The 14,523-nt window shown below is 42.7% G+C and carries 11 protein-coding genes; 8 read left to right on the top strand and 3 right to left on the bottom strand.

Translation table 11 applies throughout. The features are described from left to right. Positions 1–350: 350 nt before the first annotated feature. The 4 genes from DQQ10_RS02330 (at position 351) to DQQ10_RS02315 (ending at position 5,022) form a co-directional block, all read left to right on the top strand. On the top strand, positions 351–770 hold the full coding sequence (locus tag DQQ10_RS02330) for a hypothetical protein (protein ID WP_112745176.1): 420 nt from the start codon (positions 351–353) through the stop codon (positions 768–770). Between the two features lie 139 nt (positions 771–909). After that, positions 910–2,439: a GAF domain-containing protein gene (locus DQQ10_RS02325; protein WP_112745175.1), complete on the top strand. Its 1,530-nt coding sequence runs from the start codon at positions 910–912 to the stop codon at positions 2,437–2,439. Between the two features lie 77 nt (positions 2,440–2,516). After that, positions 2,517–4,502 (top strand): tetratricopeptide repeat-containing sensor histidine kinase, encoded by a 1,986-nt coding sequence (locus tag DQQ10_RS02320; protein ID WP_112745174.1) that lies wholly within the window; start codon positions 2,517–2,519, stop codon positions 4,500–4,502. 4 nt (positions 4,503–4,506) lie between these two features. After that, positions 4,507–5,022, top strand: coding sequence for a class I SAM-dependent methyltransferase (locus DQQ10_RS02315; protein WP_112745173.1), 516 nt, complete (start codon positions 4,507–4,509; stop codon positions 5,020–5,022). A gap of 21 nt (positions 5,023–5,043) precedes the next feature. Here the strand turns inward: DQQ10_RS02315 and DQQ10_RS02310 are convergent, their stop codons facing one another. Continuing rightward, positions 5,044–5,781, bottom strand: coding sequence for a LytR/AlgR family response regulator transcription factor (locus DQQ10_RS02310; protein ID WP_112745172.1), 738 nt, complete (start codon positions 5,779–5,781; stop codon positions 5,044–5,046). Next, positions 5,778–7,727, bottom strand: coding sequence for a tetratricopeptide repeat-containing sensor histidine kinase (locus tag DQQ10_RS02305; RefSeq protein ID WP_112745171.1), 1,950 nt, complete (start codon positions 7,725–7,727; stop codon positions 5,778–5,780). The genes DQQ10_RS02310 and DQQ10_RS02305 overlap by 4 nt, the downstream gene beginning before the upstream one ends. Positions 7,728–7,904: 177 nt before the next feature. On the opposite strand from DQQ10_RS02305, the gene DQQ10_RS02300 reads away from it, so the two are divergent. The 3 genes from DQQ10_RS02300 (at position 7,905) to DQQ10_RS02290 (ending at position 12,832) form a co-directional block, all read left to right on the top strand. Beyond that, positions 7,905–9,074 (top strand): vWA domain-containing protein, encoded by a 1,170-nt coding sequence (locus DQQ10_RS02300; RefSeq protein ID WP_112745170.1) that lies wholly within the window; start codon positions 7,905–7,907, stop codon positions 9,072–9,074. Positions 9,075–9,221: 147 nt separating this feature from the next. After that, on the top strand, positions 9,222–10,364 hold the full coding sequence (locus DQQ10_RS02295; protein WP_112745169.1) for an MFS transporter: 1,143 nt from the start codon (positions 9,222–9,224) through the stop codon (positions 10,362–10,364). 179 nt (positions 10,365–10,543) lie between these two features. Beyond that, positions 10,544–12,832, top strand: a complete 2,289-nt coding sequence (locus DQQ10_RS02290) for a transglycosylase domain-containing protein (RefSeq protein ID WP_112745168.1) — start codon at positions 10,544–10,546, stop codon at positions 12,830–12,832. Positions 12,833–12,883: 51 nt separating this feature from the next. Here the strand turns inward: DQQ10_RS02290 and yiaA are convergent, their stop codons facing one another. Then, positions 12,884–13,300 (bottom strand): inner membrane protein YiaA, encoded by a 417-nt coding sequence (gene yiaA / locus DQQ10_RS02285; protein ID WP_112745167.1) that lies wholly within the window; start codon positions 13,298–13,300, stop codon positions 12,884–12,886. Between the two features lie 512 nt (positions 13,301–13,812). Between yiaA and DQQ10_RS02280 the strand changes: the two genes are divergently transcribed. Continuing rightward, positions 13,813–14,499 (top strand): RNA ligase family protein, encoded by a 687-nt coding sequence (locus DQQ10_RS02280; RefSeq protein ID WP_112745166.1) that lies wholly within the window; start codon positions 13,813–13,815, stop codon positions 14,497–14,499. Positions 14,500–14,523 lie beyond the last annotated feature (24 nt).

Here is a 14,523-nt window from a genome sequence, read left to right as displayed (position 1 = left end):
TCCGCGCGCTTTTCCTTCAGCGTTTTGGCAGGCTTCTTTTTCGTTTCCTTTTTAGCGTCGTGCGTTTTTGACATATGATTAGGATTTATAAGTTTTCAATTGAAGACTAATTTATTGCATTAAATGTAGCTGTGCAAATGAGTATATTGTCACAATTCAATGAACACTAACGCACGATTGTGGCAATGGGTTTTGCAGCATGTATTCAGTTAGTTTGATTCATCCAGGTACGGAAGTCTGCGGCGTGTCGCTTTGCCTCAATGATTGAATGGAAAACACCGCGCACCAACTTAGCATACTCACCACGAAGCAGCTTTTGCGCGACATCGATTTTTTGTAACTTGGTATGTATGATAACCGAAGTATTTAGCGCGCCCTACGCTACTGCTAGCTACGATTCCGAAACGTTGTGCATCACGTTAGTATGGAATGGAAGTCCAACCAAAGACGAATACAAGCAACCCTTTTTGGCTATGATCGCCTTCGGCCGAAAAACGCGCGTCGACAGCATGCTATCTGATATATCGCAGCAAGGAATTATTAGCCCCGATAACCGAAAGTGGTTTGAAAAGGAGATGATGCCCCAAGCGGTGGAAGCGGGATTGAAACGCGCAGCGATCGTTACCAACGGAAATGCTTTTAAGCTCTATTACATTAACCTGATACTTTCTGCCGTCAATAAATTTCCCATCGTTACCAAGCTATTTAACAAACGCCCCGAAGCTTATGAATGGCTTCACAGTTTTCAAGTAGCAGCTGTCAAGAAATAACGACGATTTCGTAGTGTCCTCTTTTCGTATCCATTTCACTGTCAACCATTCATCATACAAAGTGAATTTATTTGTCTGAAATCATGTAGAGTATCGGCTTAGATCCTTATTTTCGGTCAGCCCATTTACACTAATAAGGATGTTCCCCAAAGATGACAAGCTCCAGGACGAACAATCGCTGATGTCCATTTTCAGGGTTTACCTTATCATACTCATTTTTGTATACCTGGTGGGTGCTGTCCTCGAGTTTCTCATCGACTTCCAAGCATCCTCCATCGTTCACTTTCTTGCATTGATGGCAATCCCATCCTTATTGTTGATAGCATCCCACACAGGGTTATCCTATCGCGTATTGTTCTTTTGCAATATGATGTTCATTTTCCTTGGCAATGGCATTCAGATTTATCTCAATCCCCAAGCATTTCATGTGTTAGTTTATTGGGTTGCATTGATGCCTTTACTGATTGCTGTACTCATACAACGCGTGAGAGAAACTATTTTTTGGAGTGTACTCCTAGTAGTTTTTATGATCGGCATGGGATTATATGCCGACGGAGCAACGAACGGATCTTATACGGTGACGTTATATCCGACGCGCTTCATTGCCGGCGGATTTCTGTTCCTACTTTTAACGTGTTCCGTGGCGACTTTCTTTAGCTACATTCAAGCCAGAAAGAAGAAAGCGTTAATACTGCAAAACGAAGAGCTTGCCAATTTAAAGCGTGAGGTCGAACTACAGCGTGACAAAACGAATCTGAAAAACGGCAGACTGGAGTCCTACATTAAAGCAATTGCCGAGCTTTCACAAAGCCAAGAGGTCATTAATGGAAATTTTGAACGCGCAGTTCAGCGAATGTGTCAGACTCTGGATTACTTGTTGAGGGTTACGCAAGTTAGTTATTGGACGTATGAGGATGACGCCAACACAATTACCTGTCGGTATACATTCCCGGAAAACAGAAGCCGAAACACAGTTCACAATCTTGCAAATTTTCCCCGCTATGCTACGCGCTTGAAGATGAAGACAATCATCCACACAAGCAATGCGGCAGAGGATCCAAATACCGCGGAATTTGGGAAGACGTACTTGGCCGCTCAAAAGATTAAGTCGATGATGGATGCCCCGATTGTTATCAACGGGAACCTTGTCGGGATTCTTTGCTGTGAGGACATGGAGGAGCGTCATTGGAATGGCGAAGAATTGTTGTTTGCCAGTGCCGCGTGTGACGTTTTAACAATCGCATTCAAAGCGATGCAAAATACGATTTACATTTCTGAGATTGAGTCAAAGAAGAGTGCGCTCGAAGATCAAACCGAAGAAATCAATCAGATGAACGAGAAGCTTGTACAAGCAAATGAGACGCTTGAAGATCGTGTTGCGTCGCGTACGGCGGAGTTGGAAGCACAAAATAAGCAACTATCAGAGTATGCATTCATCAATTCACATCTGCTTCGTGCACCACTTTCGAGTATTCTCGGCTTAGTTAATCTCCTCCATAATTCAGATCTTTCCAATCGAGAACAAGAATTAGTTCGCCATCTCGCGGAGTCTGGCAAGAAGCTCGACGAAATAATTCATCGCATTGGCGACACCTTAGCAAAGAACGATAGCATGACGCGGGAAGATATCCTCACAAAAAACACACTGGGCGATTCCGGCAAGCGATAATGTAATATTAGACCAGAGTCTTCGTATTAATACTGTAAATTTTTGATGACCTTTACGATCAAATTGCAGTGTCCTTTATGATAAAGGTAATTTTTAGCCTGCTATGTCTTTTACTCGTTACGCCGCAAGCTTTTGCTCAACTAGAGGTTGATCCGGAGATCGCGTGGTACGAGCGCCATTTTCAAGAAAAGAAATCAAAGTCAGTTGATCAGGCACTTGAGGAGGCTACCTATGACCTTCAATCGGCACATCGTGCCGGCGACTTTCCGCGTGAAATTAAGTCGCTGAAATCAATAGCGCTGATTCACCTCACGCAAACCCACCTTGTCGAGCACGCCATGAATAACTTCATTCGCGCGTTACACCTGGAGGATTCCTTAGATCTCAAAGACAAACAGCTGTTCACGTTTTTGGGACTTGCAAAGTTATGGGAGGAAGTCGGTGACTATGAACGAAGCACCACTTTCTTACAAGATGCACTCGCCATCGATGAGCAATACAAAAGTCCTGTGCGGTTGGTAAGAATTTTAAACGAAATGGGAAATATTAACGCGCTTCAGGGTAAGCTTGACAATGCGCTGGAGAACTATCACTTGGTGCTCAAATATAAAGACGTTGTAGCTGACCCATCTGTGGAAGCAAAAACACTTTTTCAAATAGCACAAGTGCACGAGTTGCAAAGTAAATATTCCGAATCGCTTGAACGATACAAAGAGTCTCTAACAATTTACCGTAGTATCGGTGACAAAAAAAATGAAGCGCTTTTGCTGAACGATATTGGCGAGCTGTATCGCCGCATGAAGAATTCGGAAAAGTCGATGGCTAATCATACGATCGCACTTAAACTCCGGCAGCGCTTAAAAGATGATCACGGTTTATCCGTTTCATACAACAATGTTGGCGAACTTTATTTTGAGAAAAAGAACTATCAACAAGCCATTGCAAACCTTAGACTTGGATTGAAAGCTGCACGCGAATCTCAAAATCAGATAGAAATTCGAAAAAGCGTCGACTATTTATATCAGTCTTACAAATTGATTGGCGACTATCGTCAAGCAATCGAATATCAAGAAGAGCTTGCTGCGATTACCGAGTTCATCTTAAACGATGCTAACGAAAAGCAACTTCTTGAAGTAACCAACAGGTTTACGCTAGAGCAGAAGGAAGTGCGTATCAATAAACTTGAAACGAAGAGTATCGTTCAGCAAGAAAAAATTGAAGAGCAGCAGCAGTTCAGAAATTTTTTGTTCGTATTAATCGCCTTGGGTTGCGTGATTGTAGCGCTTATCTTCTACATGTATTTGTCGAAGAAGCGATCCAATAAAATACTGGAGGTTGCGAACACCGCTGTCCAAGAAAAAAATGAAGCACTGATTGCTTTGAATGCAACGAAGGACAAATTCTTTTCGATTATCAGCCACGACTTGAAAGGGCCATTAAATTCGCTGACATCATTTTCTGGTTTGCTTATTAATCATAGCGATAGTCTAAGCAAAGAAGAAATCAAAATGCTAGCGCAAGATCTTGACAAATCGTTAAAGAACTTATTTGCATTGCTTGAGAACCTTTTAGAGTGGTCGCGATCACAAACAGGGAACATAGAATTTAAACCTGAAGTAATCGACATGATGGAGGTACTTGACGTCAATAAATCGTTGTTAGAGGCGCAAGCCGCGAATAAGCAAATCGCCATTGCGAACCTTTGTGTTACTCCGCTACGGGTGCATGCGGATAAAAATAGTATCACGACGGTTGTTCGGAATTTGTTATCAAACGCAATTAAATTTACACCCCCAGGGGGTACTATTACGCTCAACGCAAAAGAGAATGGAACATCTGTGAACGTTAGCATTGCGGATACAGGTGTAGGTATGCCGAAGGAAGTGATGGAAAAACTGTTTCGTATTGACACAAAGCATTCAACAAAGGGAACGGCGAATGAGAAGGGCACCGGCCTCGGACTAATTCTGTGCAAGGAATTTGTAGAGAAGAATGGTGGCCATATTGGCGTAGAAAGCGAAGTAGGTAAGGGATCAACATTTTATTTTAGTTTGAAGAAGTAGTTCAATGGAATTTGAAATAGGAAGGAAGTTAATAGAGGATGCGATTGATCAAACACGACCGCAAGTGTGGGCGGATCTTGGTGCCGGTAGTGGATTTTTTACGAAAATATTGGATTCGCTGCTCGCGCATGAATCCCTGATCTATGCGATCGATCACGATCAAAAAGTGAAATCAATTCTTGGTGAACGTATTTCGGTTAAACCGATTGTAGCTGATATTGTGTCGCCACCAAATGATCTAGAGATGTTGGATGGTATCATGCTCGCAAACGCCTTGCATTATGTGGAAGACAAAATTTCCTTTTTAGAAGTTTGGAGCCGTCGGTTAAACGATGATGGATTTTTTCTCATCGTTGAGTACGACACCGAAGAGGCCAATCAGTGGGTGCCCTACCCTGTAAGTTTCGAATCGCTGCATGCCCTTGGGAAAAAGCTTGATGCGGAAGTGATACTCATCAATACGACGCCGTCGGTTTATCATGCGGGAGGGATCTACTCCAGCATATTCCGTAAAAAGTAAATTGCCATGGGTGGAAAACTTTTATCGCTCGAATAGGTCGAGGAACTCTTTCTTTTTATTAGGCGACACTTCTAGTTCTTGTTCATTTTTCATGGTAACATAGCCGCCTTTCCCTTTTGAATAGCGTATTACAAAATTTGGGTTGATCAGGTATGAACGGTGGATCCTTAGAAAGCCATGGTCTTTCAATACCTCTTCAAAATATTTTAACGTTCGGCAGATTAGCAGCGGCTGACCGATTTCAAAATAGAAACGTGTGAAATTGTCAACGGCTTCGCAGTAGAGAATTGTATTGATAGACACAATTTCAAATCCTTCCATAGTTGGAAGCATGATCTTCTGCTGCGAAGTACTTTTGATGTTATCTAACAACACGCGCGAATGTTGAAGATAATTTTCGCCGCGTCGTTCATGTTTAATTTTTTCTACTGCTTTGATTAGCTCATCGATATCAATAGGCTTTAATAAATAGTAGGCGGCACTTTGATTGAGTGCTTGGATCGCATAGTTCCCGAACGCTGTAACGAAGATCGTCTCAAAGGTGTGGTCATCTGCTTTGTCAAGGAGATCGAACCCATTACCGTAAGGCATTTCAATGTCAAGAAAAACAATATCGGGTTGATGCTGGCGAATCGCTTCTAGGCCTGTAGCAACAGATTCGCCGAAACCACAGACAGTAACATCCGGGCAATATTTCTTAAGATAATTTGCGAGGATATCGCGACTGTCTTTTTCATCATCTACAATGATTGCCTTCATGCGAAAGATTTTTTGCGTTGGTTTATCGGAAGAAAAATGCGAACATGCGTTCCCGTACCTTCAGCGAGGTCTTCAATGGTTACACGATAGTTTGCTTTGTAAACGGTGTTCAATATTTTGAGCCGTTCTTCAATATTCTTGATGCCAGTTGAATTATGTTTTTTCTGGTTCGCTGTTTTTAAGGCAGCAGATTTTACTCGCCCAATTCCGTTGTCCTGAATTTCGACCAGCAAGTAGTTGTTTGCCTCACGAATTTTCAGGTGTAAATGACCGATCGTGTCCTTGTAACGGAGTCCGTGCCACACGGCATTTTCAATATAGGGTTGAATTAACATTGGGGGAACCTCGATTACGTCGGCGTTGATGTTCTCGTCAATGTCTATTGTATATTCAAACTTATCGCGAAAACGATAATGTTCAAGTTTCAAGTAAAGTGATAGAATCTCTTGCTCTTTGTGAAGTGGAATAAAATCTTCTTGCGAATTTTCTAAAACAAGCCGCATAAGCTGAGAAAATTCAGAGAGGAATTTATTCGCAGTTCTTTCATCTTGCTGTGCGATAAAATGATTCACGGAATTTAATGCATTGAAAATGAAGTGAGGGTTCATTTGGCTGCGAAGCGATTTCAAGGCAAGCAATTGGTTGGCAATCTTGCTAGCAACGGCATTCTTGTAAATGAAATATGAAGTCGTGAGCGTAATAACGATCATCAAGATCAATCCGTAAATGATAATCTTCTGCCTGCTCACGGTGGTCTGCTCAATTTTTTCTTGCTGTTGGCTGATGGAAATTTCTTTCGATAAAGACTCAATTTCCTTTTGCTTTTTGAGCAAGGCATCACGCTCCTGGGTTTCTGCCTCGGTTTTTGTTTCCGTCGAAGCAACAGCTTCACTATACTTTTTATAAGCCGTAACCGCGCGCTTAGTCTCACCACTTTTGTCATAGAAGTTTGCCAATGCTAAATATGCATTAGCTTTTGCTTCCGGGTTGTTGATCGAATCCGCAATGGCAGCTGCTTCTTCGAGCTCCTTCCTGGCGGCAGATGTCTCGCCAATGTCGACTAACGATTTGCTTATGGCAAGCTTGTCTTTCGTTACTTCTTCTAAATTATTGATGCTGTTGTTGAATGCAATTGACTTATTTCGTAGGTCGATGTCTTCATCAAAACGCTGTTGTCCTCGTAGTCCTTGAGAGATTTCTTCTTTCGTTTCTTGTATCGACTGCGCTTGACTGCGGGCCACACTTGGCTCTGCGCTAAGCGTGTTCAGTGACTTGTCCAAAACTTTTGACGAGTTGTCGTATTCATTTCGCTTGGCTAAAATGCGCGCATTTAAATTTTGGACACTCGCGTCTAAATCATTGTCGACCATTTTCCCGTATGAAATTTTCTTGAGCGTTTCCAAAGCCGCATCAGTATTGCCTTGCTGATAGTAGACTTCGGCCATGAGCACTAGAATACTATTGTTTTCCTGACGACCACCCTTTGAGGCCAGCGCTTGGTTATAGTATCTTAAGGATGCTTCAAAATCACGTAGCTTCAAGTTAGTGTTGCCTAGTCCTTTAAGCGTTTGTCGAAATTCCGGTGTTCCGCTATACAAAGTCTTCAGTCGTTCGTAAGCGGACTCATAGTTGTCGCGCGCTAATTTCCATTCTTGGATTGATTCGTTGATCTCTCCTATGAGAACATAACATTTTCCTTCGTTGAATTCATCCTTCGTCGCGATACTAATGCCTAATGCATCTTGCACTTTGTTCAGCGCTTCGCCAGGGTTCTTATCCTTCAAAACGTAGGCATCGTTTAACAACGATGACGCTTCGCTTTGGCTACTTGACTTATAGGCTTTGTAACGCTCTTTGGATTTAGATTCTACCTTGTTCTGTGCTACCACATCAGGTACCCACATCAGGCTCATTACAATACCAATTATTAGAACAGATTTCCTCATTTTTTGCAGCTCGTCAGAAAGTTAATACTTTAATTTTTACCGGTTTACAGTACAACAAGCCCAATTCACGGCTTTCACTAAGTGAAACGGATGTTTCACTCATACAATATGGCGCTCGGCGTAGTCTTCCTATCAAAAGCAAAAATCTTCCGTAAAATTTGATCAAACATTAACGCCATGAAAACCTTTAGAAAAGCTGCGGAGCACTATACGTTACTACTCAGTATCATTTTAACAGCACTTTTTGCTGTGCAATGCCAACCGATAAAAGCAGAGGGACCATCAACGAAAACACCGCCCGATGGAAAGCAAACTATTATGCTTGCATTGCTCATTGATACGAGCAATAGTATGGATGGATTGATTGATCAAGCGAAATCACAACTTTGGAAAATAGTAAATGAACTTGCTGCCGCAAAATGCGACGATGGTTCGAGACCAAACATTCAGATCGCGCTGTATGAATACGGTAACGATGGTCTTCCCTCGTCGGAAGGATTTGTTCGCCAGGTGAGTGCGTTGACAAATGACTTGGATGTGATTTCAGAAAAACTGTTTTCGCTCACAACGAATGGTGGTAACGAATTTTGTGGTTATGTTATTCGAACATCGTTGCAACAGTTGGATTGGTCTTCCTCAAAAGCGGACTTAAAAATGATCTTCATTGCGGGTAATGAGCCGTTCACGCAAGGTAGTGTTCCATATCAAACGGCTTGTGAACTGGCGAAGGAAAAAGATGTGGTGGTGAATACTATTTATTGTGGAAATTTTGATGAAGGCATGGGAACAAGCTGGAAACGTGGTGCAGACCTGACGGGTGGTTCTTACATGGCAATTGATCAGGATCGAAAGACCGTGTACATTCCAACGCCTTACGATGACAAGATCGCGGCGCTTAACGAGCAACTTAATGCAACGTACATTGCTTATGGCAGCAGTGGTGTGAAGAAGAAAGCATTGCAATCGACACAGGATAGAAATGCTGGTAGCTACGGAACTTCAAATGTGGTTGAGCGCGCTGTATCAAAGAGCTCAAGTGCTTATTCGAACTCATCATGGGATCTTGTTGACGCAACGAAGGATGATGTGAAGGCTGTCGAGAAAGCTTCTGAAGAAACACTTCCAGCTGAGATGAAGGGGATGACGGTTGAGCAAAGAAAAATCTATGTGAAGGAGAAAAGTGCCGAGCGTGAAAAAATTCAAGCTGAAATCCAAAAGCTAAATCAACAACGAAAAGCTTACCAGGATCAACATGCCGCGGCAGATGCACAAGAAAGCGCGTTGGAGGGAACGATGATCAAGGCAATTAAGACACAAGCGAAAACGAAACGTTTAAGTTGGAAATAGTCAGAAAGAATCCGCCTTCTTTCGCGACAATTCTAAGAGCCATCGACGAGTGTCGGTGGCTTAATTTTTTACGGCGTGCAACAATTTCTAACGGCAAATACCTTAGACTGGTCTCATTGATTATCTTTGCCCGGAATTTGTGGCGAAATGGAATTGAAAAACAAGCAGCGGATTGCATTAAGTGTGTTCTTTTTTCTCTCGGGTATTTGCTTTGCATCTTGGACCTCGAGAATTCCAAACCTTAAAAATATTTTCCAGCTTAGTTACGCCGAGCTTGGCACGATTTTACTCACGATGCCCATCGCGTCGATGATCGGTCTACCTATTTCCGGATGGCTTGTTGCCAGATTTGATAGTCGGGTTCCGCTGTCGATTGCATTCACACTGCTGGGTGTTTCTGTCTTTGGAATAGCCTTCTCCCCAAAAGTAATATTCCTCGTCATGTCGCTGGGAGTGTTTTCATTTTCACTGCGGATCTTGAACGTTTCCATGAACACGCAAGCGATTACGTTACAGAAGATGTTCGATAAGAAAATCAACGGATCGTTTCATGGACTCTGGAGCACGGGTGGTATCGTGGGCTTATTGTTTGCAACGCTTTTACTTCGCTGGAACATCCCGATGAATATTCATTTGTCAATCATCGCGGCCATCACCATTGTGACGACCATTGTTACTTATCGTTTTCTCGTTACCAACGATCGCGCTACGTCTGGGAACAAAATCATTTTTGGTAAGCCAGATCCGTACATTGGCTATTTAGGATTGTTAATATTTTTTGCAGCCATTTGTGAGGGCGGAATGTTCGATTGGAGTGGTCAATATTTTCATGATGTGATAGGCGTTGAAGTGTACACGACCGGCCATCTCTTATTCATGGTATGGATGGCGCTGGCAAGATTCGCGTCTGACTATCTCATTGTAAAACTTGGCATGCCGAAGATGTATGCGCTTAGTGCGTTGCTCATCATCGTCGGAATTTTTATCGCGATAGTCTTTCCCTACTATTGGCCAACATTGATTGGTTTTTCGCTAGTGGGTTTTGGCACCGGACCGGTTATCCCGATGACATTTCTATTAGCGGGTGGCTCACGAAAGTATTCCACAGGAATGGCCGTTTCGCTCTTGGCAACATACAGTATCGTGGGGATGCTTATCGGGCCTCCTTTGATTGGCTACATTTCTGAAGCCTTAAATTTGAAACTGGCCTTTATCACGTTTGCGCTGGCTGCATTTATGCTTATCCCGATTTCGCAGTTGTTTTTCAGGCACAAAAGGTCTTTGGAATGAATGGATAATCGGCTGCGTTGACGATCGCAGGACCGCCCTTCAACATCATTCACTATCATTACGACAGGTTTGGAGATCTATCCAACAGATTCCATTTTATCCGACCGTTTCTTTGAGAATGATTCAAGGTTTCCATCTAGATTTGTTATTTGAATTATCTTCGCTACAAATAGTTTCCTATGGCCAAAGCTTCATCAAGCTCGATGTTCTCAAAAATCCTTCTCTTTAAAACCTCTTGGTTTAATAAAGTTGTCAAGTTCACGTGGATAGCTTTCTTGGTCGTGCTCGTTGGCGTGCCCCTGTATATCTATTCTGTCATCTGGAATCCCTTCAACCTTTTTGGTGAGATGCCTAGCTTTCGGATGGTGGAAAATCCACAAAACGATCTTTCTTCGGAAGTTATCTCTGCCGATGGCGCGTCACTCGGACGATATTTTCGCTTCAACAGAAGCGCTGTAACATACGATCAGTTGCCACCCCTGTTGGTGAAGACGTTGATCATTTCAGAAGACCATCGATTTTATGATCATGCAGGAATGGACTTGCAATCTTACTTTCGTGTAGTGAAAGGTGTGGTGTTGGGAGGTGGTCAAGGCGGAGGAAGCACACTAACACAACAAACCGCAAAGAATCTCTTTCATACCCGAAGTGAAGAATTGCGCGGTCATTTTGGTTATCTAGCCAGTCCGTTGGATATGTTGATTAGCAAAACGAAGGAATGGATTATTGCTGTTCAACTTGAAAAGAACTTTACGAAAGAGGAGATTATTTGCCTCTACCTAAATACCGTTCCTTTCAACAATAACGCTTACGGAATCAAAGTAGCGTCGGAAACATATTTTGGTAAGAGTCCTGCGAAACTTGACTTGCACGAAGCTGCTTTGCTCGTGGGAATGTTGCAAGGTACTGTGCGTTTCAACCCTCGGGAACATCCGGAGCGTGCATTGAATAAACGTAATCAAGTCCTTCACAAACTGCTGGATCATGGTTACATCAAGACAGAAAAAGCTTACGATTCATTAAAGCAGCTTCCACTTGATCTCAATTTTTCGGTACAAAACCACAATGAAGGTTTAGCAACTTATTTCAGAACAGTGCTTCGTCAAGATCTAGATAAGTGGTGTAAAGAGCGAGATATAGATTTGCTTGAATCTGGATTAAAAATTTATACCACCATTGATAGTAGGATGCAAATGTTGGCGGAGCAAGCTGTTGCAGAACACATGAGCAAGGTGCAACGCGATTTTGAAACTGCACTGGGTAGTAGAAACCCTTGGGAGGGCGCAGGTGGTGAAGAGATCACGGACTTCCTTCAGAAGAAAATAAAACGCACGGATATTTATAAAACACTTGAGAAACGCTACGGTGCCGGTGCAGATTCTATCGAGATTGTTTTGAAGAAAAAGAAGCGAATGAAAGTATTTGCCTGGGGTGGCGATAAGTTTGTCGATTTTAGTTTTTATGACTCGTTGCGTTACTACAATAGATTTTTGCAAACGGGCTTGATGGCGATGAATCCGCAGACTGGAGAAGTAAAAGCATGGGTAGGTGGATTGAGTCATCGTTATTTTAAATACGATCATGTGCGCCAGGGTATGCGCCAAGCGGGATCTACCTTTAAGCCGTTTGTATATGGAAAGGCGATGGAGGACGGATATTCTCCTTGTACGGAGTTGTTGGATATTTCACCAACATTGAAAGTGTCGGGCACCGTGTATCGCGTAAAAAATGCGAATGGTACCTATGGTGATGGAACGAAATATACTTTGCGACATGGGTTAGCAAAATCATTAAACACCATTACCATGCAGTTGATGGAGAAGATGCAACCTAAAAATGTTGTTGACTTCGCCGTGCGATTGGGTATCACCGCGAAGCTTGATCCAGTTTACTCTTTAGCGCTCGGCACAAGCGATGTTTCTTTGTTTGAAATGGTTGGCGCCTATTGCACATTCGCGAATTTAGGTATTCGCACGAAACCATTTTACATCACGCGTATCGAAGACAAAAATGGAAATGTGCTACAAAACTTTGTTCCACAAACAGAGCAAGTGCTCGACGAGAATACGGCGTACACAATGGTATACATGTTAAAAGGTGGTGTTGAAGAAGAGGGCGGTACATCGGCCAGCTTAAGTACAGCGGTTACGCTTGGAAATGAAGTTGGCGGAAAAACCGGCACAACCGATGACGCGTCCGATGCATGGTACATTGGAATTACTCATAACCTTGTTACCGGCGTGTGGGTTGGTGGCGATGAAAGATCGATTCGTTTTCCTTCCTGGGGTGAAGGAGCGTCAACACGGTCGGCATTGCCAATTTGGGATCGCTTCATGTCGAAAATTTATGCGCACCCGGAGATAGGGTATCGCAAGGGATATTTTAAACAGCCAAAACAGTTTACGCGAAGCTTCGATTGCGATGGTGCTAGCGACGATTCTGCCGCGGATTATTCAACGGGCCGTTAATGATAGGGACACTTTCTACTACTATGCGTAGTGAAAGTGTCCATTCTTTTTTTAAGGATGTTGCTCCAGCTGTTCCTGTTTATTGGCGGCTTGTATGTCGCGCGTGTTTTTTTGAACGGCAACGGCAGCAAACAGTGACATCAGAAAAGCGAATGCATAAAATCCTTTTTCACTTGGCATCAACTCAGCATTCCACAATCCCACGGTTAGTAACACCACCGCGAGAATGGTTGAGAACCAGCTGAGTCCATAGTAGATGTCTGTTACGGGCAGGTTGTCGAGTTTATCGCGTACACTTTTTTGTAACGAGATCACGGAAAAGAGACCATACATTAATACGGTGAAGTAATAGCCCTTTTCATTTAACTGCATCGTTGAGCGCCACAGCCCAATAATGAAACCGGTCATGCCTGTTCCGAGCGTGAGCCATGATGCTCCAATAAATGCATTCGATGGTTTTTGATACATAGTCATAATTGTTTATGGTTAGTGACAAAAAACACTGATGCGCTTTTTACCACGTAAAAACATTTTGAAAGTATCAGAAGATAAAACAAATGGAATTCGAGAGATTCAATTGAACTATCAATACTGATAGTAAAAATTTTTCATGGGTATGGTTACCGTTTAATTGTATTTGACACTTATACGAAAGTCCACGAAGTTGGGTTGTGTCGAAATTTTTAGTTGATGAATTGAAATTTCAATATCTTCGCGCTTCCAATGTTTAACGCATAAACAGGGATTATCAAAGATGCTCATCTTTTAATCGACATTCGCGATCACATTCTCATCCACACCGGATGCCATTCTTCATTGGTAAAATTAAGACAAAGTCACAGCGCAGGCATTGACTGTTAGATAATTTATGGTCCGCGTGCTCATGACTATTCGTGTTGATCACTGAATACGTGGTCGCTAAGGTGAGGCCGTACGGCATTCACGCTCTAATTCTTTATTTATTACTTAATGTATTTACGATGAACTCAAGAAAATATGGGAGGACATATCATTTTCCTTTTTCACCAGGAACGACAAGCGATGATCGCATTGCACACGACTACGCGCAACATGTTTCGAAATGGCGAACGATAGTTCATACCGAAAAATTAGATGGCGAGAACAATTGCCTTAATCGTTATGGTGTTTTTGCAAGATCGCATGCAGCACCAACCGTATCACCCTGGACGAAAGCGATCAGGGAGCGATGGGCTTTGTTGAAGAACGATCTGGGAGACTTAGAAATCTTTGGGGAGAATCTCTATGCGATTCACTCCATCGAGTACCTAAACATCGATCAGCATTTTCATGTCTTTGCAATTCGCGAAGGTGATCGTTGGTTAAGTTGGGAAGAAGTAAAGTTCTACGCGACAGCTTTCGAATTTCCTGTGGTGCCGGAAATAAAAATTACAAAGTCGGCCGAAGTGGAACTGATAAAGGCCGATGTGTTGCAATTCGCTTCAGAAGAAAGTGAATTTGAATCAGTGGACATTGCAACAGGAAAAGCATGTTCGCGTGAAGGCATCGTCAGTAGGAGTGGTGATGAATTTCATGTCGATACTTTTGCTGCGAACGTATTCAAGTATGTTAGAAAAGGTCACGTAAAAACTGATGAGCACTGGACACGTCACTGGCGTCGTGCAAAGTTGAATTGGGAACGTGCGTAACGAATGTTAACTTAAAAGACAGAA

The organism is Pseudochryseolinea flava, from assembly GCF_003286915.1.
In the GTDB taxonomy this organism is placed as follows: Bacteria; Bacteroidota; Bacteroidia; order Cytophagales; family Cyclobacteriaceae; genus Ohtaekwangia; species Ohtaekwangia flava.
This window is presented reverse-complemented; position numbering and strand designations above follow the sequence as displayed.